General features: G+C 56.7%; 20 protein-coding genes. 7 read left to right on the forward strand and 13 right to left on the reverse strand.

The genetic code is table 11. The annotated features are described in order from the left end of the window. Positions 1-147: 147 nt before the first annotated feature. The gene (pepT, locus tag BWI76_RS11265; protein WP_004138356.1) at positions 148-1,377 is read left to right on the forward strand and encodes a peptidase T; all 1,230 of its coding nucleotides are present in this window, start codon (positions 148-150) and stop codon (positions 1,375-1,377) included. Positions 1,378-1,493: 116 nt separating this feature from the next. On the opposite strand, the gene BWI76_RS11270 is transcribed toward pepT, so the two are convergent. From BWI76_RS11270 to BWI76_RS11285, 4 genes are all read right to left on the reverse strand, one after another. Next, positions 1,494-2,615 carry a cupin domain-containing protein gene (locus tag BWI76_RS11270; protein ID WP_004131462.1) on the reverse strand — a complete coding sequence of 374 codons (1,122 nt, stop codon included), beginning with the start codon at positions 2,613-2,615 and terminating at the stop codon, positions 1,494-1,496. 86 nt (positions 2,616-2,701) lie between these two features. Then, positions 2,702-4,168: a two-component system sensor histidine kinase PhoQ gene (gene phoQ, locus BWI76_RS11275; RefSeq protein WP_024359527.1), complete on the reverse strand. Its 1,467-nt coding sequence runs from the start codon at positions 4,166-4,168 to the stop codon at positions 2,702-2,704. Continuing rightward, positions 4,165-4,839, reverse strand: coding sequence for a two-component system response regulator PhoP (gene phoP, locus BWI76_RS11280; protein WP_004101181.1), 675 nt, complete (start codon positions 4,837-4,839; stop codon positions 4,165-4,167). The genes phoQ and phoP overlap by 4 nt, the downstream gene beginning before the upstream one ends. A gap of 84 nt (positions 4,840-4,923) precedes the next feature. Beyond that, positions 4,924-5,370 carry a winged helix-turn-helix transcriptional regulator gene (locus BWI76_RS11285; protein ID WP_004138352.1) on the reverse strand — a complete coding sequence of 149 codons (447 nt, stop codon included), beginning with the start codon at positions 5,368-5,370 and terminating at the stop codon, positions 4,924-4,926. Between the two features lie 100 nt (positions 5,371-5,470). On the opposite strand from BWI76_RS11285, the gene BWI76_RS11290 reads away from it, so the two are divergent. The 3 genes from BWI76_RS11290 (at position 5,471) to BWI76_RS11300 (ending at position 8,039) form a co-directional block, all read left to right on the forward strand. Continuing rightward, complete coding sequence (locus BWI76_RS11290; protein ID WP_049085947.1) at positions 5,471-6,700, forward strand: MFS transporter; 1,230 nt, start codon at positions 5,471-5,473, stop codon at positions 6,698-6,700. An 87-nt stretch (positions 6,701-6,787) separates the two neighbouring features. Then, the gene (locus BWI76_RS11295; protein WP_064371831.1) at positions 6,788-7,594 is read left to right on the forward strand and encodes an AraC family transcriptional regulator; all 807 of its coding nucleotides are present in this window, start codon (positions 6,788-6,790) and stop codon (positions 7,592-7,594) included. A gap of 82 nt (positions 7,595-7,676) precedes the next feature. Then, on the forward strand, positions 7,677-8,039 hold the full coding sequence (locus tag BWI76_RS11300; protein ID WP_004138345.1) for a cupin domain-containing protein: 363 nt from the start codon (positions 7,677-7,679) through the stop codon (positions 8,037-8,039). A 54-nt stretch (positions 8,040-8,093) separates the two neighbouring features. On the opposite strand, the gene purB is transcribed toward BWI76_RS11300, so the two are convergent. Genes purB through rluE form a run of 5 tightly spaced genes read right to left on the reverse strand, consistent with a single transcriptional unit; the run spans position 8,094 to position 12,461 of the window. Continuing rightward, positions 8,094-9,464: an adenylosuccinate lyase gene (gene purB / locus BWI76_RS11305; protein ID WP_004131470.1), complete on the reverse strand. Its 1,371-nt coding sequence runs from the start codon at positions 9,462-9,464 to the stop codon at positions 8,094-8,096. A 3-nt stretch (positions 9,465-9,467) separates the two neighbouring features. After that, positions 9,468-10,109: a high frequency lysogenization protein HflD gene (gene hflD, locus BWI76_RS11310; RefSeq protein ID WP_004138343.1), complete on the reverse strand. Its 642-nt coding sequence runs from the start codon at positions 10,107-10,109 to the stop codon at positions 9,468-9,470. Between the two features lie 59 nt (positions 10,110-10,168). Continuing rightward, positions 10,169-11,275: a tRNA 2-thiouridine(34) synthase MnmA gene (mnmA, locus tag BWI76_RS11315; protein ID WP_004138341.1), complete on the reverse strand. Its 1,107-nt coding sequence runs from the start codon at positions 11,273-11,275 to the stop codon at positions 10,169-10,171. A 38-nt stretch (positions 11,276-11,313) separates the two neighbouring features. Then, on the reverse strand, positions 11,314-11,790 hold the full coding sequence (locus BWI76_RS11320) for an NUDIX hydrolase (protein WP_004138340.1): 477 nt from the start codon (positions 11,788-11,790) through the stop codon (positions 11,314-11,316). Positions 11,791-11,810: 20 nt separating this feature from the next. After that, on the reverse strand, positions 11,811-12,461 hold the full coding sequence (rluE, locus tag BWI76_RS11325) for a 23S rRNA pseudouridine(2457) synthase RluE (protein ID WP_004138338.1): 651 nt from the start codon (positions 12,459-12,461) through the stop codon (positions 11,811-11,813). A gap of 236 nt (positions 12,462-12,697) precedes the next feature. Here rluE and icd point away from each other — a divergent pair, with 236 nt between their 5' ends. After that, on the forward strand, positions 12,698-13,948 hold the full coding sequence (icd, locus tag BWI76_RS11330; RefSeq protein WP_004131480.1) for an NADP-dependent isocitrate dehydrogenase: 1,251 nt from the start codon (positions 12,698-12,700) through the stop codon (positions 13,946-13,948). Positions 13,949-14,104: 156 nt separating this feature from the next. On the opposite strand, the gene BWI76_RS11335 is transcribed toward icd, so the two are convergent. Together BWI76_RS11335 and BWI76_RS11340 are read right to left on the reverse strand one after the other, a co-directional pair. Next, the gene (locus BWI76_RS11335) at positions 14,105-14,491 is read right to left on the reverse strand and encodes a tautomerase family protein (RefSeq protein ID WP_004138337.1); all 387 of its coding nucleotides are present in this window, start codon (positions 14,489-14,491) and stop codon (positions 14,105-14,107) included. A 5-nt stretch (positions 14,492-14,496) separates the two neighbouring features. Then, positions 14,497-14,799: a carboxymuconolactone decarboxylase family protein gene (locus BWI76_RS11340; RefSeq protein WP_024359522.1), complete on the reverse strand. Its 303-nt coding sequence runs from the start codon at positions 14,797-14,799 to the stop codon at positions 14,497-14,499. Positions 14,800-14,899: 100 nt separating this feature from the next. On the opposite strand from BWI76_RS11340, the gene BWI76_RS11345 reads away from it, so the two are divergent. Beyond that, positions 14,900-15,784, forward strand: coding sequence for a LysR substrate-binding domain-containing protein (locus BWI76_RS11345; protein ID WP_024359521.1), 885 nt, complete (start codon positions 14,900-14,902; stop codon positions 15,782-15,784). Positions 15,785-15,855: 71 nt separating this feature from the next. Here BWI76_RS11345 and BWI76_RS11350 read toward each other — a convergent pair whose 3' ends face one another. Together BWI76_RS11350 and BWI76_RS11355 are read right to left on the reverse strand one after the other, a co-directional pair. Further along, entirely contained in the window at positions 15,856-17,640 is a 1,785-nt protein-coding gene (locus tag BWI76_RS11350) for a sensor domain-containing diguanylate cyclase (RefSeq protein ID WP_024359520.1), read from the reverse strand. Positions 17,641-17,715: 75 nt separating this feature from the next. Further along, entirely contained in the window at positions 17,716-18,903 is a 1,188-nt protein-coding gene (locus BWI76_RS11355; RefSeq protein WP_049086647.1) for an HD-GYP domain-containing protein, read from the reverse strand. A gap of 278 nt (positions 18,904-19,181) precedes the next feature. Between BWI76_RS11355 and fraE the strand changes: the two genes are divergently transcribed. Then, positions 19,182-20,225 carry a fructose-asparagine asparaginase gene (gene fraE / locus BWI76_RS11360; protein WP_004138332.1) on the forward strand — a complete coding sequence of 348 codons (1,044 nt, stop codon included), beginning with the start codon at positions 19,182-19,184 and terminating at the stop codon, positions 20,223-20,225. Positions 20,226-20,234 lie beyond the last annotated feature (9 nt).

Below are 20,234 nucleotides of genomic sequence, written 5' to 3' on the forward strand. Positions count from 1 at the left end.
TGATTGATGCGCCATGATGAGCTACCTTTACAACATTATCGTGCGAAATGGATTAAATTCTCATTTGCCGGGCTAAAAATGACCTGACGCAATATTTGTCTTTTCCGGCTTATCAATAATGTTGTCACAAAAGAAGAGGGTGGCTACATGGATAAATTGCTTGAGCGTTTTTTGCAGTACGTTTCTTTAGACACGCAGTCGAAGCCTGGCGTGCGTCAGGTACCGAGCACGGAAGGTCAGTGGAAGCTGTTACGTCTGCTTCAGGCGCAGCTGCAAGAAATGGGACTGGTGAACGTGACGCTGAGTGAGAAAGGGACGGTCATGGGCACCCTGCCGGCTAACGTTGAGGGTGATATTCCGGCCGTTGGTTTTATTTCCCATGTCGATACGTCGCCTGACTTCAGCGGTAAGAATGTTAATCCGCAGATCGTCGAAAACTACCGCGGCGGTGATATCGCTCTCGGTATTGGCGACGAGGTTCTCTCCCCGGTGATGTTCCCGGTACTGCACCAGCTGCTCGGGCAGACGCTGATTACCACCGATGGCAAAACGCTGCTCGGCGCGGATGACAAAGCGGGCATCGCGGAGATCATGACCGCGCTGGCGACGCTAAAAGCGAAGAATATTCCCCACGGCGATATCCGCGTCGCCTTTACGCCGGATGAAGAGGTGGGTAAAGGGGCGAAGCATTTTGATGTCGCGGCATTCGATGCGCGCTGGGCTTACACCGTCGACGGCGGCGGCGTGGGTGAACTGGAGTTCGAGAACTTTAACGCCGCCTCGGTGACGATTAAGATCGTGGGTAATAACGTTCATCCCGGCACGGCGAAAGGGGTGATGGTGAACGCCCTATCGCTGGCGGCGCGCATTCATGCCGAGGTGCCAGCGGACGAAGCGCCCGAGACCACCGAAGGCTACGAGGGTTTCTACCATCTGGCCAGCATCAAAGGCACCGTCGATCGGGCAGATATGCACTACATCATCCGCGATTTTGACCGGAAGCAGTTTGAGGCCCGCAAGCGCAAGATGATGGAGATCGCCAAAAAGGTCGGCAAGGGGCTTCATCCGGATTGCTATATCGAGCTGGTCATTGAGGACAGCTATTACAATATGCATGAGAAGGTGATGGCGCACCCGCACGTGGTCGATATCGCCCGCCAGGCGATGGTAGATTGCGATATTGAACCGCAGTTAAAGCCGATTCGCGGCGGTACCGACGGCGCGCAGCTCTCGTTTATGGGCCTGCCGTGCCCGAACCTGTTTACCGGCGGCTATAACTACCACGGGAAGCATGAGTTTGTGACGCTTGAAGGCATGGAGAAGGCGGTGCAGGTGATTGTACGCATTGCCGAGCTGACGGCGAAACGCGGCGCATAAAGGTTCTATAAGCTACGGCCCGGTGAGGTGGTGAAACTGACGGTGCGGTAGGCAAATGTAGAATGCCATCCCGTAGGCCCGGTGAGGCGCCAGCCGCCACCGGGCAAACAGATGACTCAGTCCTCAAAGAACCAGTAGCCGCTGTTGACTAGCGCGGCCAGCAGGGCGAGGAAGGAGGGATCTTCCAGCGCATCGCCGAGATGCTCTGCGTTTAGCGTCAGATGAGTAGCCAGGGCATCCAGCGCCGGCCGGTGCGGTGAGTTGATTTTCTCGCCGTTGACGAATACCTCGCCATCAATCCGCAGCACGCGCAGACCGCCGAGCCGCGACAGCTTGTCCCCCTGCTGCAGCGCATCGTAAATTTCATCCGGCTGATATGGTGGCTCCGGCGGCGCGACATCCAGTTCGTGGCGGGACTGGGTGATAAACTCGCCAAACCACTGCTTAAAGTGCTCCGGCTGGTTAATCAGCCCCAGCATCATCTCGCGCAGACGATCCAGTTCAACCGGCAAAATGTCGGCAGGATGGTCGCGAGACGGTACGTCCGGATCGGCGTAGCGCTGGCTGCCCAGTTCGCGCTGCAAAACGTAATCGGCAAAGCCGCTGAACAGCTCACGGGCATTTGGCGCGCGATAGCCGACCGAATAGTTAAGCGAATTTTCCAGCGAGTAGCCTTCATGCGGGAATCCCGGCGGAATATACAGAATATCGCCCGGCTCCATCTCTTCATCAATAATGGCTTCAAACGGATCGACCTGCAGCAGGTCAGGATGCGGACAGTGCTGTTTCATCGGCACTTTTTCGCCCACGCGCCAGCGGCGGCGGCCGGTCCCCTGAATGATGAACACATCGTACTGGTCGAGATGCGGACCGACGCCGCCGCCCGGGACGGAAAACGAGATCATCAGATCGTCGATGCGCCAGTCGGGCAGAGCGCGGAACGGATGCATCAGCGCCGCCGTTGGCTGGTGCCAGTTATTAACCGCCTGTACCAGCAGCGACCAGTTATTCTCGCTCAGGTGATCGTAGCTCTCGAAGGGGCCGTGGCTAACCTGCCATTTACCGTCCTGATGACTGACCAGGCGGCTATCGACTTCGCTCTCCATCGCCAGTCCGGCCAGCTCGTCCGGGCTTAACGGATCGACGAAATTAGCAAAGCCCCGTTTTAGCACTACAGGGCGTTTTTGCCAGTAGCGTTCGATAAAGTCGGGCCAGTTAAGCGTTAATTGATAATCCATATTTATATTCCACAGCAGGTGTCTGATAGGGATTATAACGGATGCGGCACCAGCATGATGCAGGCGCCGTTAAAAAACCGACTGTTTTAGCTCTCTTTATCTTCGAGGGTCTGACGGCCAAAAATCACTTCCATGCAGGCGCCGCCGAGAAGGCTGTCCTCGGCCAGGATACGGCCGTCGTACTGGGCAACGATATCGCGGGCAACCGAGAGGCCCACGCCCTGCCCGGGGCGCAGCGTATCGGCGCGCTGGCCGCGATCGAACACCGCGCTGCGCATCGTTGCCGGGATCCCCGGGCCATCATCTTCAACCAGAATATGCAGATGATTGTCGTTGGTCTGACGAACGGAGACTTCCACAAACTCCAGGCAATATTTGCAGGCGTTATCGAGAACGTTGCCCATGACTTCCATAAAATCGTTCTTTTCGCCGACAAAGCTAATTTCCGGCGAGATATCCAGGGTAATGTTCACGCCTTTGCGCTGATAGACTTTGTTCAGCGCCGAGGTCAGGCTGTCGAGCAGCGGAGCGATGGGGTGCAGTTCGCGGCTGAGCAGCGAACCGCCGCTGCGCATGCTGGCGCGATGCAGATAGTAGCCAATCTGCTGCGAGATGCGGCTAATCTGCTCCAGCATCACCGGTTCTGCTTCGTTGACGCTCAGCTTCTCGCCGCGCATGGAACGCAGCGTGCTCTGCATCACCGCGAGAGGGGTTTTCAGGCTGTGGGTGAGGTCGGTCAGCGTCGTGCGGTATTTATCATAGCGTTCGCGTTCGCTTTTCAGCAGGCGGTTGAGATTGCTGACCAGCCGCGTAAGCTCCCGGGTGGTGTTCGGGTTGAGCATCTCGCGGTGATGCTCCTCCAGTTCGCGCACCTCTTTGGCCAGCGATTCGATAGGGCGCAGGCTCCACCACGCCGCGACCCACAATAGCGGGATCACCAGCAGCAGGTTGGCTGCCAGGACGTAAATAAACCAGCTCCACACCATATAGGAGCGCTTCAGCTCCACCGGAATGGTGTCGACAACCACGATACTGAGCTGCGGCATGGTGCTGGTGGCCGGATAGATGTTGATCGCCACCGAGTGGGTCATCTCGGAGCCGTCGTCCTCTTCCCGGATGGCGTCCAGCTGTTGCTGAATCTCATGATTGTTGTGCTGCAGCATACTGCTGCTGTCTACGTCGGCCTCAATCTCATGAAAGCCGTTATTTTTGAGCCAGTCAGGTTGAATACGCTTGACGAGCCACGGAACATCGCGCTGCGCCCACAACAGCTGGCCGTGAGCGTCGTAAATCAGCGTTACCGTGGGGCTCTGCATATTGAGGTTATCGGGAATATCAACTTCGATGGTGTTGTTTTCCCACTTCGCCAGCATATAGAACAGGTTGCTCTCGCCGCGCAGCAGGCGGAAGGTGGTTTTATCGAAGCTAACGCTATATCCCACCAGCGCGACCATGCCATAGGAAAGCGATAGCACCAGCACCACGGCGGCCGTTGCCAGCAGAAAGCGGACGCGCAACGACAGCGGCAGAATATGCCGCAGTAGCCCTTTCATCCGCGCAGTTCGAACAGATAGCCCTGGCCGCGCACGGTGGTAATCACATCCTGCGGATACTCAGCCTGTATTTTTTTGCGCAGTCGTCCCATCAGCACATCGATAGTATGGCTTTCGCGCAGCTCGGCGTCGGGATAGAGCTGCAGCATCAGCGAATCTTTGCTGACCACTTTGCCCCGGTTGCGGATCAGGGTTTCCATAATGGTGTATTCAAATGCCGTCAGCTTGATGGGCTGGTCGTTGACCGACAGCTCGCGACGCGATAAATCCACCTGGAAAGGCGGTATGGAGATGACCTGTGACGCCAGGCCGCTGTTACGCCGCAGCAGCGCCTGCATGCGGGCCGCGACCTCTTCGATATGGAACGGCTTAGTGACGTAATCATCCGCGCCGGCGCTCAGCACCTCGACTTTATCCTGCCAGCCTTCGCGCGCGGTCAGCACCAGCACCGGCACCGACACGTCGTGGCTGCGCCAGCGACGAATCAGCGAAAGGCCGTCTTCATCCGGCAGGCCAAGGTCGACGATGGCGATGTCCGGAACATGTTCACCCAGATAGTAATCCGCTTCCTTTGCGTCTTCCGCCGCATCGACCTGATGTCCCAGCTCCTGCAGCTGAACTTTCAGGTGATGGCGCAGGAGAGCGTTATCCTCAACCACGAGTACGCGCATGCCCGTTCTCCATTTTATTTATGATTTGAATAGTTTAGCGCTTATTATACACCTTTAACATAAACAGCTGTTAAATAAAGAATTTTATTTGATTTTTTGTACCTCAGTTTCGTGAGGCGTCAGGACGAGTCCGTCTTCGGCCGCGGGCGACATCATGGGAACCGGGCGCAGCGTACGTTTATCGATCAGGACGGAATGGGGTTCGTCAGGGGCAAACAGATGCTGCTCTCCCCACTGGCGTAGCGCAACCACCACAGGGAACAAACGCTCCCCCTTTGCCGTCAGTACGTATTCCTGATAAGCCGTGCCGTCCGAGGCGGCTTGCGTCGTGAGGATACCTGAATTTACCAGTTTGTGCAGACGGTCAGAGAGAATATTACGCGCCATACCGAGGCTTCGCTGGAAATCGCTAAAGCGGCGCATACCATCGAAGGCGTCGCGCACAATCAACAAGGACCAGCGATCGCCGATAATATCCACGCTTCGGGCGACGGGGCAGGTTTCGTTTTTCATTTTTTCACGCGCAGGCATGGGCTCTCCAAACGGTCGGGTAAACTAGTTGCATTTTAAAACTCCCTGTTCTAGCCTACAACTGGTTTTATTTTGAAACTAGATTATTAAGGCTGGAATCATGAAAGCGTCAATGTTATCCCCATCGCTAATAGACCCGGAAACGGTTATGCCGCGTAGCCTGGTGTGGCTGTTTGCTCTCGCCAGCGGGTTGAGCGTGGCGAACGTTTATTACGCACAACCGCTGCTCGACGCGCTGGCGCGAGATTTTGCCATCAGCGACGCCGCGATTGGCGGGGTGATTGCGGCGACTCAGATTGGCTGCGCGATGGCGTTGCTCTTGCTGGTACCGCTGGGCGACAGAGTCAATCGCCGCCGCCTGATAGCGACGCAGGTTTTTCTGTTGATCGCTGCGCTGACGGCGGTGAGTCTGGCGTCCACCACCGTGATGCTGTTGGGCGGCATGCTTGCCGTTGGCCTGCTGGGTACCGCAATGACCCAGGGGTTGATCGCCTATGCCGCCAGCGCCGCTTCGCCCCATGAACAGGGACGCGTGGTGGGCGCCGCGCAGAGCGGAGTCTTTATCGGGCTGCTGCTGGCGCGGGTATTTTCAGGGGGCGTAAGCGATCTCTTCGGCTGGCGCGGGGTATACATCTTTGCCGCTTTACTGATGCTGGGCATTGCGCTGCCGCTGTGGCGTCGGCTGCCGGTGTTAGCGGTAGCGTCGACCCCCCTGAGCTACCCGCGCCTGTTGGCATCGATGCTGACTCTGCTGCGTCAGGAAAAAGTGCTTCAGGTGCGCGGCGTGCTGGCGTTACTGATGTTTGCCGCCTTCAATATCTTCTGGAGCGCGCTGGTTTTGCCCTTGAGCGCTCCGCCCTTCGGCTTTTCGCATACGGAGATCGGCGCCCTGGGCCTGGTGGGGGCTATCGGCGCCCTGGCGGCGGGGCGAGCCGGTAAATGGGCCGATCGCGGATACGGGCAGCGCACCAGCGCCGTGGCCCTGGTCATGTTGCTGGTGGCCTGGTGGCCATTATCGCTGATGGCATGGTCGCCAGCGGCGCTGTTGGCTGGCATTGTGCTGCTGGATCTCGGCGGTCAGGCGCTGCATGTCACTAATCAAAGCATGATTTTCCGTACCCGACCCGAAGCGCACAGCAGGCTGGTCGGTCTGTATATGCTGTTTTATGCGCTTGGCAGCGGTTTGGGGGCGGTTAGTACGACCGCGGTATATGCGCGCGCGGGATGGCAGGGCGTTTGCCTGCTGGGGGCATCGGTCAGTCTGCTGGCGCTGCTGTTCTGGTTGATGACTCGGGGCGTGATGACCAACCATAACGGTGGTGAAGGGTAGCGGAGAACGAGCGGCGATGTTAATTTTTTGTGTAATATAGCGGAATAGCGGATGTCGTTTTTAATGGCGCGCGGGAGCGTAAATCACATGTCACAACAGAAACGTGCGGATTGGGTCCGCCTGGCCCAGTCGCCCGCGCATATTGAGCGTATCGAAGCCTTTTTCGGCGGCCACGGTTATGAGCCTCACCGGCATGATACTTACGCCATTGGCCAGACGCTCTCCGGCGTGCAGCGCTTTCACTATCGCGGCGGCCTCCAGCACAGCCTCCCCGGTGGGACGATGGTTTTGCACCCCGATGAGGTCCATGACGGCGAGGCAGGGACCGAGGAGGGGTTTCGCTACCGGATGGTGTACATTGAGCCCGCGCTGATTCAAAAGATCCTTGGCGGCAGGCCGTTGCCCTTTATCCCCGGGGGAATATCCAGCGATCCGCGCTTGCTGCACGCCGCGCTGCCGTTGCTGAAAGACGTCAATGCCCACTTCGCGCCTCTGGAGGAGGAGGACGCGCTGTACGATCTGGCGCAGACCCTGGCCGCCGTCGGCGGCCAGCGCTTTCGACGCCGGGCCTTCGATTACCCCGCCGCGGAAAGGGCCCGGGAGTATATCCACGCCTGTTTTGCGCAGAACATCACCCTCGACACTCTGGCGAACGTCAGCGGCAGAGACCGCTGGAGCCTGAGCCGCGATTTCAGGGCGCTGTTTGGCGCCAGCCCCTGGCGTTATGTGATGATGAGGCGCCTCGAATTTTGCCGCCAGCGGATGCTGGCAGGGGATAATCTGGCGGATATCGCAGCCCACGCGGGCTTTGCCGGTCAAAGCCATATGACGCGCCAGTTCATCAGCCGCTTTGGCCTCTCTCCCGGCCGCTGGCTGAAGTTTGTCCGCCCCTGACGCGCCGTGAGTTGCACAATCGTTCAATCTCTGCGGTGGGGAGTTATCTATGCTGACAGCCTTTATCACAAGGAGTCAGCTCATGTATCAATCGATTAATATTGCGCAGAAATTCACTCTCTTTACCGAGCAATGGCAGCCGAAGGTGGTGGCCGAAATGAATGATTATCAGTTCAAGGTGGTCAGGATCTTCGGCGACTTTATCTGGCATAGCCATCCGGAAACGGATGAAACCCTGATTGTGCTGGAGGGCGTGCTGCGTCTGGATTTTCGCGATAAGCATCTGTTGCTCCAGGCCGGCGAAATGATCGTGGTGCCTCGGGGCGTTGAGCATAAAACCTCGGCGGAAACCGAAACCAAACTTATGCTGATCGAGCCGCGCGGCGTCCTGAATACCGGGCATGAGGGCGGAGATCGGACCGCGGTGAACGACGTCTGGATTTAACGATCGCGGGGGCAGGGAAACCCTCTTCCCAGAGCGGAAAGAGGGTGGAAAGGTTTACTTCAGTTCGTCAACCATGGTGGTCGCGCGGCCGATATAGTTGGCCGGCGTCATGGCCTTCAGGCGAACTTTTTCCGCTTCCGGCAGCGCCAGGCTGTCGATGAACTGCTGCATGCCTTCGGCGTCCACGCGCTTGCCGCGGGTCAGCTCTTTCAGCTTCTCGTAAGGCTTCTCGATGCCGTAGCGGCGCATAACGGTCTGGATCGGCTCGGCCAGTACTTCCCAGTTGTGGTCTAGTTCATCCAGCAGACGGTCCTGATTCAGCTCCAGCTTGCTCACGCCTTTCAGAGTGGATTGATACGCGATCAGCGCATAGCCGATGCCGACGCCGAGGTTACGCAGGACGGTGGAGTCGGTCAGGTCGCGCTGCCAGCGGGAAACCGGCAGTTTGCTCGCCAGATGCTGCATCACCGCGTTGGCCAGACCGAGGTTGCCTTCGGAGTTCTCGAAGTCGATCGGGTTCACTTTATGCGGCATGGTGGAAGAGCCGATTTCGCCGGCAATCGTCTTCTGCTTGAAATGGTTGAGCGCGATATAGCCCCAGACGTCACGATCGAAATCAATCAGGATGGTGTTAAAGCGCGCGACGCAGTCGAACAATTCGGCAATATAGTCGTGCGGTTCAATCTGGGTAGTGTACGGGTTCCACTGGATACCCAGCGAGGTGACGAACTCTTCGCTGAACTGGTGCCAGTCGACTTCCGGGTAGGCGGCGATATGGGCGTTATAGTTACCCACCGCGCCGTTGATTTTGCCAAGGATTTCAATCTGATTCAGCTGACGATACTGGCGCTCCATACGGTAAGCGACGTTCGCCATCTCTTTCCCCATGGTGGACGGCGTGGCCGGCTGGCCGTGAGTGCGGGAAAGCAGCGGGATATCGCGATATTGCACCGCCAGGTCTTTCACCGCGTCGATCAGCTTGCGCCAGTAGGGCAGGATCACTTCGTCGCGAGCGGTTTTCAGCATCAGCGCGTGGGACAGATTGTTGATGTCCTCGGAGGTGCAGGCAAAGTGGATAAACTCGGAGACCGCGTGCAGTTCAGCGACATCGGCGACTTTTTCCTTAAGGAAATACTCAACCGCTTTGACGTCGTGGTTGGTGGTGCGCTCGATGGTTTTGATGCGCTCTGCATCTTCTACGCTGAAATCAGCGACGATTTTATCAAGGTAACCGTTTGCGTCGGCAGCAAAAGCAGGAACTTCCTTGATCGCTGCGTGCGCGGCCAGTTTTTGCAACCAACGCACTTCTACCTGAACGCGGAATTTCAGCAAACCGAATTCGCTGAAGATACCGCGCAGCGCGCTGACTTTGTCGCCGTAGCGGCCGTCGACTGGGGAAACGGCGGTCAGTGAGGATAATTCCATAGATCACAACTCCGGGGTTAAATGAGCAAGAATTTGTTTTGCCTGGTTAACCAGACGATGACGAGAAAACATCAGCTGCAGGCGCCCGCCGCCGACCTGGTGCCAGAGCACCGCGGAGCGAATTCCGGCCAGCAGGGCAGAGCGAACCTTCGCCTGAACCTGAGGGCTTTGCAGCACGGCGGGAGAGCCGGTCACCTGAATCCGCGGGCCCAGCGGGCTAATGACATCAACATAGATGCCGGCCATCGCGCTGAGCAGCGTCTCGGATTGCAGATCGAAATGTTCAAGCTGACGGCGCAGGCCACCGATACGGTTGCCGAGGGTATCCATGGCTCCCTTGCTGGCGGCAAGCTTACGCTCCAGCACCATCAGGCTTAAAGTATAGCGGGTAAGTTCGGCGTTCAGCCCCTGGCGGCTGCTGGTATTCAGCACGCCAATAAGGGTCTCCAGCCCGAGGCGAAGATTGGCTTCGCTACCACCGAACACCGCCAGCGTTGAATCCGGATCGAGGTCGATGATGCTGTTCAGCGACACATGCAGAGCATCGCTATCGCAGTGCCCCTGGTGCGCCAGTTCCTGAACCAGACGCGCGGCCTGGCAAACGCCGGCCAGCGCCAGCGTAATGTCATAATAATTCTTCGCCACACATTCTCCTTATAAACCGCCAAATGCCCGAGCGGCGCATTCAGCGGCTGAAATGTCTGTCAAGCCGGCAGCGGCAAGCGCTGTTCGATAATCCCGCCGCCGAGGCAGACTTCGCCGCGGTAGAAGACCGCAGACTGGCCCGGCGTCACGGCGGCAACCGGCTCATCAAAGATGACTTCAATGCGGTCGTCATCCAGCGCTTTAACGCTGCAGGGGATATCGGTCTGACGGTAGCGGGTTTTCACCGTGCAGCGCAGCGTGCCCGTAACCGGCTCGCGATCGACCCAGTGCAGCTGTTGGGCAATCAGCCCAACGGACATCAGACGCGGATGGTCGTGGCCCTGGGCGACAACCAGAATATTGTTTTCGACGTCTTTGTCGACCACGTACCACGGGTCTTCGCCGCCGTCTTTGATACCGCCGATGCCAAGGCCTTTACGCTGCCCAAGGGTGTGGTACATCAGGCCCTGATGCTCGCCAACTTCGTCGCCGTCAACGCTGATAATTTTTCCCGGCTGAGCGGGCAGGTAGCGGCCAAGGAACTCACGGAATTTGCGTTCGCCGATAAAACAGATACCGGTCGAGTCTTTTTTCTTCGCGGTAATGAGATCCAACTCTTCGGCGATTTTACGCACCTGCGGCTTTTCCAGCTCCCCCACCGGGAACAGGCTTTGCGCGATCTGTTCGTGGCTTAGGGTATAAAGGAAGTAGCTCTGGTCTTTGTTACCGTCGAGGCCGCGCAGCAGCTGGCTCTTGCCGTTAACGTCGGCGCGGCGCACGTAGTGTCCGGTAGCGATGTAGTCGGCGCCGAGGTCTTCTGCGGCAAATTCGAGGAAAGCTTTAAATTTAATTTCTTTGTTACACAGAATATCCGGGTTCGGCGTGCGTCCGGCTTTGTATTCTTCAAGGAACAGTTCGAATACGTTGTCCCAGTATTCTGCGGCAAAGTTAACGGTATGAAGTTCAATTCCCAGCTTATCGCAAACGGCCTGCGCGTCGGCAAGATCCGCCGCTGCGGTGCAGTATTCCTCGCCGTCGTCTTCTTCCCAGTTCTTCATGAACAGGCCTTCCACCTTATACCCTTGCTGGAGCAGCAGGTAGGCGGAAACTGAGGAATCAACCCCGCCGGACATGCCGACGATCACTTTTTTCTGGCTTTCTGACATTGGAATACTCATTACATTGAACTTCGAGGCGGCGTATTCTAGCACGCGTCCTCGGTTGAGGCACCCCCTGTAAACGGCCAGTTAAATTCACCGATGAGCGACAGCGGGTAGCGCGGATCCTGCTGATAGCTGCGAATGCTCTCAGCAACCAGTTGAGAACGCAGGTTTGTCGCGTTAAGAATTTCCTCAGCGCTAAGCCACAGGCAGCGATCGATATCACTATCATGGGGCTCGGTGGCGCACGTATCGTTAAGCTCGATAGTAAAGAGGAAGCGCAAAAATGGGGTGCGATCCGGGGCTATCCACTGATGCAGGCGAAGAAAGTGCTGCGGCGTGGCGCGAATGCCGGTCTCTTCCCAGAGCTCGCGCTCTGCGGCCTGAACCAGCGTTTCATCGGCTTCGAGGTGGCCCGCAGGCTGGTTCCACAGCACTTTTCCGTTGATCGTCTCTTCAACAACGAGGAATTTGCCTTTCGCGTGAACCACGCAGGCGACGGTGACGTGCGGTTTAAACATTGATTTTCCTTAGGCTACTGTTAATCAATTTTGCGCCATTCGCCGTTGGCCAGGCCATCCAGCGTATAGCCGCCCATCGCGTAGCGAATCAGACGTAGCGTCGGAAAGCCGACGTGGGCGGTCATCCGCCGCACCTGGCGGTTGCGCCCTTCATAGAGGGTGATTTTAAGCCAGCTGGTAGGGATGGATTTGCGCTCGCGAATGGGCGGATTTCGCGGCCATAGCCACTCTGGCTCCGCCACCCGCTCGACTCCCGCAGGCAGGGTGGGGCCGTCATTCAGCGTGACGCCGTCGCGAAGGGCGGCCAGCGCGTCCGCCGTGGGTTCGCCTTCCACCTGGACATAATAAATCTTTCCGGTGCGCTTGCCCGGCTGGGTGAGGGCCGCCTGCAGCGCGCCGTCGTTAGTCAGCACCAGCAGGCCTTCGCTATCGCGGTCCAGCCGACCGGCAGCGTAGACGCCGGCAACCGGAATAAAATCTTTAAGCGTGCTGCGTCCGGCTTCATCGGTAAATTGCGGCAATACATCATATGGTTTATTGAACAAGATCACAGTTTTTGGCTGGCGTTCTTTGCGTTGTCTGGTGACTTGTTGCGTGCTGAATCGCTCAACGCGATGTTTTCTAAATGAAGTTTTTTGCATGGTATTTTCAGACTCAATCAATTGCCGCATTATAGCCTAATTACGAATGCCTTTCATGGACGCAAACATTCAGGTAGTATTGACATGCTCATTACAACTTATTAACAAAAAGGTTGCTCAAACCGATTCGCATTACAGGAAGGCGACACGGACGCGAAATCTCCGGTTAGCGGGATATTCCGATGACGGGAGTGGGCGAATAAAGCCAACGCCCGGCTAGCGTGAAGAGGGAAGAGCAGAACCAGAAGCGCTCGAAGGAGAGGTTAATGGAAAGCAAAGTAGTAGTTCCGGCGGAAGGTCAAAAAATCACCCTGCAAAACGGCAAGCTGAACGTCCCTAATAACCCGATTATCCCGTTCATCGAAGGCGATGGTATCGGTGTTGACGTCACTCCGGCGATGCTGAAAGTGGTTGATGCTGCCGTTGAGAAAGCCTATAAGGGCGAGCGTAAAATTTCCTGGATGGAAGTTTACACCGGTGAAAAATCGACCCAGGTTTATGGCCAGGATGTCTGGCTGCCTGCCGAAACTCTTGATCTGATTCGTGAATATCGTGTTGCTATCAAAGGCCCTCTGACTACGCCAGTCGGCGGCGGCATTCGTTCTCTGAACGTTGCCCTGCGTCAGGAACTGGACCTCTACGTTTGCCTGCGCCCGGTTCGTTATTATCAGGGTACTCCGAGCCCGGTTAAACATCCTGAACTGACCGATATGGTTATCTTCCGCGAAAACTCCGAAGACATCTACGCCGGTATCGAGTGGAAAGCCGATTCTGCCGAAGCGGATAAAGTGATCAAATTCCTGCGCGATGAAATGGGCGTGAAGAAAATTCGCTTCCCGGAACATTGCGGTATCGGCATCAAGCCGTGCTCTGAAGAAGGTACCAAACGCCTGGTTCGCGCCGCCATTGAATACGCCATCACCAACGATCGCGATTCACTGACTCTGGTGCACAAAGGCAACATCATGAAATTCACCGAAGGCGCGTTCAAAGACTGGGGCTACCAGCTGGCACGCGAAGAGTTCGGCGGTGAGCTGATTGACGGCGGCCCGTGGCTGAAGATCAAAAACCCGAACACCGGGAAAGAGATCGTCGTGAAAGACGTTATCGCCGACGCCTTCCTGCAGCAGATCCTGCTGCGTCCGGCGGAATACGATGTTATCGCCTGTATGAACCTGAACGGCGACTATATCTCTGACGCCCTGGCGGCGCAGGTTGGCGGTATCGGTATTGCCCCGGGTGCGAACATCGGCGACGAGTGCGCGCTGTTTGAAGCGACCCACGGTACTGCGCCGAAATATGCCGGCCAGGATAAAGTGAACCCAGGTTCTATTATTCTGTCCGCTGAGATGATGCTGCGCCACATGCAGTGGTTCGAAGCCGCAGACCTGATTGTTAAAGGCACTGAAGGCGCAATTGCTGCCAAGACCGTGACCTATGACTTTGAGCGTCTGATGGAAGGCGCTAAGCTGCTGAAATGTTCAGAGTTTGGCGACGCGATCATCGCGAACATGTAATCCCGTCTCTGGGTTAGACAAAAACGGGAGCCGATGGGCTCCCGTTTTTTTATTACACCTGAATGATAAGCCTGGCGCCGTTTTGCTCAATGCGTCGGTCAGTGAGAGTCCTGGGGAGTCGGCCCCGCCAGGTAAAACGATACGGCATCACCATCATCACGCCTCCTCAGAGAGCAGCAGTCCGTGGCTGAAACTCCACTCATCGGCGGTATTGAACTGCATCATCACCATCACATCATCCGGACTAATATGCAGTTTCGTCTGCAGCCGCTGGCACAGGGTACGGCAGAAGTTCCTCTTCTGCTCCACTGAACGAGGCTTACCTGCCAGAAGATGGAACTGAATAAAACTGTCGCTGCGGCCAGCGCTTTTATAGCGGCGGTCGAACACATGCTGGTTCGCCGGCAGCCGTTCGAAAACCTGAAAGCGATCGTGGGGCGGGACGGCAAATTCTGTTTCAAGGCTCTGTTGCAGAATGTCGGAAATCTGCATGATTTGCGTATCGTTATAACTCTGATGGAGGCTAATGCGGGTAAAGGGCATCGGCGTTACTCCTCTTGCAGGCATTCGAGGGCGGAAACCGCCGCGGGCCAGCCGGCGTAGAATGCCAGATGGGTGAAAACCTCAACGATTTCTTCACGGGTCAGGCCATTTTGCTGGGCGAAGCGGATATGCCAGGGGAGCTGCTGAACGCGGCCCAGCGCCGTCAGCGCGCCGAGCGTCACCAGGCTGCGCTCGCGGGGAGAAAGCGGTTCACGCGTCCAGATATCATTAAAAAGTACATTCTGACTCAGCTCGGCTAGCTTCGGCGCGATGCGAGCCAGGGTTTCACGATCGAGGGGGTTGGCCATCGTTATCTCTCCGTATTGACAATAACGTCATTCTGGCGCGCTGTTTCAATCCTGAAAATTGAATTATATTAGACCGTTCATCCCGTTTATCAGGACAATCATGAATAAGCTCCCACTCACGTTCGATCTCGACGCGCTGCGCAGTTTTGTCACCGGTATTGAATGCGGTAGCTTTGCGCAGGCGGCAGGTCGCCTCTGCCGTTCAACCTCGGCGGTGAGCGCTCAGCTGAAAAAGCTGGAGCAGCAGTGCGGCACCGCTCTGGTGGAGAAGAGAGGCCGCCACCTGGCGCTGACGCAGAATGGCGAGATAATTATGGGCTATGCCCGGCGTCTGCTGGCGCTGAACGATGAAGCGCAGCGAGTCCTGCAGGGCGAACTTTTGCAGGGAGAAATACGCATTGGCATGCAGGAGGATTTTGGCGAGTCGCTTATGCCCGGCATTCTTGGCGAGTTCAAACGTCACCATCCAGGAATGCGAATTATTGCCCGTGTCGATCGCAATCGGGCGCTGCTCAACGCCCTCAATGACAATATGCTTGATATGGCGCTGCTGTGGCAGCCGGAGAGCGCGCAGCGTGAAGGCAAACCGATCGGCCAGAGCCGGCTGGAGTGGATAACCCATCCGCAGCTGGATATTGCCGCGCTGCTGGCGGAGGGCAAGCCGTTGCCGTTGGTGATGCTGGACAGCCCGTGCCTGATGCGTTCCCGCGCCATCGACTGTCTGGACCGGGCCAACATCGCCTGGCAGGTGGTGTTTATCAGCCATAGTCTGAGCGGCATCTGGGCGGCGGTGCAGGCCGGACTGGGCATTACCGTACGTACGCGCATCGGCATGCCCGGCAACCTGCGCGTGGCGGGAAGCCTGCTGCCATCGCCGGGGAATCTCGGTATTACGCTGACGCACGGCCAGGGGAACGACGGGGTTCACGGAGCGCGGGCGCTGTTGGGGCAACTGATGGAAGACGCGCTATTAAGCGTGATGTGAGCGTTATTCACCCGCGCGTCGGCTTTCATTAGCATGGGTGAATAGGGCATCTTCGCCTTCTGGAACGAGGCTCAATCCGCCTTTAACATCCCAAAACTCACAATTCTCGACCGCCCCAGCTCTTTGGCCCGGTAGAGCGCTGCATCGGCCGCGCGCAGCAGGCTGTCGCTTTGCGTATGCTGGGGGTAGCTGGCGATGCCGATGGAGACATCGATCTGGCCAATCTCAGCGAGGCCGTAGCGTAGGGTCAACAGGTGCACGCTGTTATAGATATCGTTCGCGCAGACCATCGCGGACTGTTCATCGGTTCCACCCAGCAGCACCAGGAACTCTTCGCCGCCATAGCGGAAGGCCATGCCGATATCGCGCACCGCGCGTTGAATAATCGCGGCGACGCTTTTGATCACCAGGTCGCCCGCCTCGTGACCGTAACTATCATTAATCGCCTTAAAGTGATCGATATCGATCATCAGGCAGCTCAGCGGCGTGCCGTTGCGAACCGCCAGATTCATTTGGGTATGCAGAGCGTCATCCAGGTGGTGGCGGTTACGCAGGCCGGTTAATGAATCAAACAGCGCCTTTTCCAGCAGCGCGTTGCGCAAACGCTGATTCGCCAGCGCCAGACCCAGCGCTTCGGCCATCAGTTCAAGATAGGCGCGGGAAGGGGCAGTCGCGGAAGTAACGTTGCTGAAGGATAGCAGGCCAATCGCTTCTCCCTGCGCAATCAGCGGCACGCATAGCGACTGATTAGCCTGCGATTCCGACAGGTGATAACAGGCGATATCCGGCTCACCGTTGACCGGCGGATGGCTCAGCCCGCGCCGCACGGCCCAGCAGTTATCCGGATGAAAGACGTCCGCTTCAAGCGGCGGAGAAAGCCACTGCGCCACGCAGCGCATCTGCCAGGGATCGGTATCAAGAATATACAGTCGCCCCGGGATCGCCGGGGCGATATTCGGCGCGAACAGTTCGGCAACCTTGATCACGTCCTCGAAGGATTCGCAGCCCTGTAAACGCTGGGTCATCCGCGCCAGCAGCTCGCGGACCGCCCAATCGGCGTCGCGCTCTTGTTCCAGCCGCTGGCGCGCCAGCCCGTTCTCGCGAAAGATGCGAATGGCCTGGGCCATATCGCCAATTTCATCAATCTGGGTAAACTGCGGCGTTTCAACCGCGTAATCCTGCGAGGCCAGCCGCTGCACGACATCGCTCAGACGGACGACGGGATACAGCACCCGCCGCTTAAGAATAAAGCCCAGCACAAACAGGAACATCAGCGCCGTGAGTCCAACCATGACCTCAGAGAGCGTACGCCAGATCCGCGATTTCTCCGTCGCCTCGGCAATGGTTTTATTCACCCGGCCTTCGAGCATCAGGCGAAAGTGGTCAAGCTGCGTCTGGACCCGCTCGAGCTCCTGCTCATAGGCGGTGCCATAAAGCAGGTTGACCGCCTCTTTTTCCTCGCCCCTGGCAACCTGCGCCAGCGCCGTCCGCTGCTCGTCCTGGAGTTCATCGGCCATCTGTAACCCCTCGCGCAGCAGCGCCAGCTCTTCAGCGGTTGCGCCATTGTCTTTCAGCTTTACTAGCCGGCGTTCAATGGCGGTGATGGCCTGAGTTTGCTGCCGGTACTCCTGCAGCACATCCTGATTTTTTTTGATGATGTAAAGTCGCGCGAGATCGGAAAGCTCCCAGGCGCCGCTTTCCACTTCTTCGCTTAGCTGGTCGAACACCTGGCGTTGTTCGACGGCGCGGCGTTCGGCATTATCCGCACTTGAAGCCATCAGCATTGCGATGCCTGAGGCGAGGGTCAGGGCGACGGTGATCCCGTAGGCCCAGTTGGTCATGGTGGCGATTCTCACCGAATATTCCTTGCGTGCAGATGAATTATTTTGTTTTTATCGTTGCGCACCGGCTTCACCAGAAAAAACCGGTGATTAAGGGGGCAGCGTGTGAGTAATAATAGCGTGCAGCGCTTCGGCATGCTGATGCAAAATGCGATACACATCTTTATCCAACGCGCCATTTATAACATCACTCTCTATCAGCTGTAACGCTTGCTGACGACGCATTCCGGGGCGATAGGGGCGGTCTTCGGTCAGCGCGGTGAATATATCCGCGATGGCGATAATCCGATCCGGTAGTTGCAGGTAATCCCCATTGAGATGAAGTGGATAACCGCTGCCATCCAGTTTTTCATGATGGTTTGCGGCCCAGTTAATTATCTCGCCGAGTTCGCTGAAGGTGCTAAGAATTTCGCCGGTCATATAGCTATGCTCGCGAACCTGAAGCAACTCTTCGTCGTTCAGCTCACCCTGTTTCTCGAGGATTGCCAGCGGAATATACACTTTGCCGATATCGTGCAAATAACCGGCAATCTCAATCTTCCTGCACTCCAGATCCGGCAGACTCATATAAGCGGCGAGGTCGCGCGAAATTTGACCAACCTTCAGACTGTGGCTGGCGGTAAAGCTGCTGTAGGTATCGACAATTTTGGCAATAAGTAGACAGATATCTTTCAGACCGTCGATATCGATATACACATCGTTGATGGGGCCGATGATTTCCAGCATTCGCTGAATATGTCCGGGATTAAGATGCAGCCAAAAATGCTCTTTTTCTGCGAGCTGGCACAAGGTCTGACACAGCGGCGGGTCGATCGCCTGGTAAAGCGCGCGGAAGTTATCAATACTCATATCGGTTTGATAGGTGGTCGCGCTCTTATCGCCAGGGAGCTGGCGTTCAAAAACGTCGGCAAAATAGACAATATGCTGTTCGAGGCTGCCTCTGTGGTTTGGGCTAAAATGGTGATCGCGGATAATCGGCAGGATGGGGGCCAGGGTGGCTAACCCGGCCAGCATTTCGGCTCCCCGATGCTGATGTGGGTCATTGAGGTTATCGATGGCGTTCAGCGACGAAAACGCCCTTTTATCCCCCAGCACGCCAATGTCGTGCAGCAGCGCGGCGCAAAAGATAGTTTGCTGCTGCCGGCGCGATAGGCCCGATGCCTGCGCAAGCTCCAGCGCAATCAGCGCCGTGCGTTGCATATGCAGGTGTAATTCGGGATTAATTACTTGTATGACGCGGGAGGTAAGCATCAATGCTGATTTTAAGGCGATACGCATCGTTTTCTCCATCGCATTACCCGCATCGTGTTGGTCTATTTCGTTGATAGCGATGCCGACACGACAAAATAGATTGAATAAGTTGATTCTGATTTCGCTTTTATGTCATGCCCGTTTTTAGCGCGTTCCTGCACCAAAGTAGCGCTCAGGACGAAGTAAAAATCCTTTTTTGTCTGATAGTTAATCACTTTTAACAGGTAAAATATATTAAATCCTGGCAAGCCGTTTGCATTCTCTCTGCGCGAATATATTTAATATCTATTTTGGGATGAGTCATGATGAATTTTAGAGCATTACTGGCAATTACGTTACTGACGATAAGCGCTTTTGCATTTAGTGATACGCGTCTGCCGCATATCGTTATCCTGGCGACCGGAGGAACGATTGCCGGTTCGGCAGCCAGCAATACCCAGACTACCGGGTACAAAGCCGGCGCGATTGGCGTCCAGACGCTGATTAATGCCGTGCCTGAGATGAGCAAAGTCGCCCGCGTTGACGGCGAACAGGTTGCCAATATCGGCAGCGAAAATATGACCAGCGACATTATTCTCAAGCTGTCAAAACGCGTCAATGAGCTGCTGGCCCGCGATGATGTCGACGGCGTGGTGATTACCCACGGCACCGATACTCTGGACGAGACGCCTTACTTCCTCAACCTGACGGTAAAAAGCAATAAACCGGTGGTCTTCACGGCGGCGATGCGTCCGGCCACGGCCATCAGCGCCGACGGCCCGATGAACCTGCTGGAAGCGGTGACCGTGGCGGCCGATCCGCAAGCGAAAGGCCGCGGCGTGATGGTGGTCCTCAATGATCGCATTGGCGCCGCGCGTTTCGTTACGAAGACCAATGCCACAACGCTGGATACCTTCAAGGCGCCGGAAGAGGGCTATCTGGGCGTTATCGTGAGCGGCAAACCGCAGTTCGAAACGCGCGTGGATAAAATTCATACCGTGCGCTCGGTTTTTGACGTCCGCCAGCTTAACGCGCTACCGAAGGTAGTCATTATTTATGGCTATCAGGATGACCCTGAATATATGTATGACGCGGCGATCGCGCACCATGTAGACGGCATTATCTATGCGGGCACCGGCGCGGGATCGGTCTCCGTACGCAGCGCGGCGGGGATCGAAAAAGCGGAAAAAGCCGGTATCGTGGTGGTTCGCGCCTCGCGCACCGGCAGCGGCGTCGTGCCGGTTGATGATGGCCAGCCGGGGCTGGTATCCGATTCGCTCAACCCGGCAAAAGCGCGCATCCTGCTGATGACGGCGCTGACGCAAACGAAAAATCCGCAGGTGATCCAGCAGTACTTCCACACCTACTGATTAACTTCG

Origin of the sequence: Klebsiella sp. M5al (assembly GCF_002090195.1) — a bacterium.
GTDB classification, from domain to species: Bacteria; Pseudomonadota; Gammaproteobacteria; order Enterobacterales; family Enterobacteriaceae; genus Klebsiella; species Klebsiella grimontii.

Bases quoted from the DNA above. Each gene is read 5' to 3' on its own strand.
- pepT (WP_004138356.1), top strand. From the start codon at position 148: ATGGATAAATTGCTTGAGCGTTTTTTGCAGTACGTTTCTTTAGACACG.
- BWI76_RS11270 (WP_004131462.1), bottom strand. From the start codon at position 2,615: ATGGATTATCAATTAACGCTTAACTGGCCCGACTTTATCGAACGCTAC.
- phoQ (WP_024359527.1), bottom strand. From the start codon at position 4,168: ATGAAAGGGCTACTGCGGCATATTCTGCCGCTGTCGTTGCGCGTCCGC.
- phoP (WP_004101181.1), bottom strand. From the start codon at position 4,839: ATGCGCGTACTCGTGGTTGAGGATAACGCTCTCCTGCGCCATCACCTG.
- BWI76_RS11285 (WP_004138352.1), bottom strand. From the start codon at position 5,370: ATGCCTGCGCGTGAAAAAATGAAAAACGAAACCTGCCCCGTCGCCCGA.
- BWI76_RS11290 (WP_049085947.1), top strand. From the start codon at position 5,471: ATGAAAGCGTCAATGTTATCCCCATCGCTAATAGACCCGGAAACGGTT.
- BWI76_RS11295 (WP_064371831.1), top strand. From the start codon at position 6,788: ATGTCACAACAGAAACGTGCGGATTGGGTCCGCCTGGCCCAGTCGCCC.
- BWI76_RS11300 (WP_004138345.1), top strand. From the start codon at position 7,677: ATGTATCAATCGATTAATATTGCGCAGAAATTCACTCTCTTTACCGAG.
- purB (WP_004131470.1), bottom strand. From the start codon at position 9,464: ATGGAATTATCCTCACTGACCGCCGTTTCCCCAGTCGACGGCCGCTAC.
- mnmA (WP_004138341.1), bottom strand. From the start codon at position 11,275: ATGTCAGAAAGCCAGAAAAAAGTGATCGTCGGCATGTCCGGCGGGGTT.
- BWI76_RS11320 (WP_004138340.1), bottom strand. From the start codon at position 11,790: ATGTTTAAACCGCACGTCACCGTCGCCTGCGTGGTTCACGCGAAAGGC.
- rluE (WP_004138338.1), bottom strand. From the start codon at position 12,461: ATGCGGCAATTGATTGAGTCTGAAAATACCATGCAAAAAACTTCATTT.
- icd (WP_004131480.1), top strand. From the start codon at position 12,698: ATGGAAAGCAAAGTAGTAGTTCCGGCGGAAGGTCAAAAAATCACCCTG.
- BWI76_RS11335 (WP_004138337.1), bottom strand. From the start codon at position 14,491: ATGCCCTTTACCCGCATTAGCCTCCATCAGAGTTATAACGATACGCAA.
- BWI76_RS11340 (WP_024359522.1), bottom strand. From the start codon at position 14,799: ATGGCCAACCCCCTCGATCGTGAAACCCTGGCTCGCATCGCGCCGAAG.
- BWI76_RS11345 (WP_024359521.1), top strand. From the start codon at position 14,900: ATGAATAAGCTCCCACTCACGTTCGATCTCGACGCGCTGCGCAGTTTT.
- BWI76_RS11355 (WP_049086647.1), bottom strand. From the start codon at position 18,903: ATGCGTATCGCCTTAAAATCAGCATTGATGCTTACCTCCCGCGTCATA.
- fraE (WP_004138332.1), top strand. From the start codon at position 19,182: ATGAATTTTAGAGCATTACTGGCAATTACGTTACTGACGATAAGCGCT.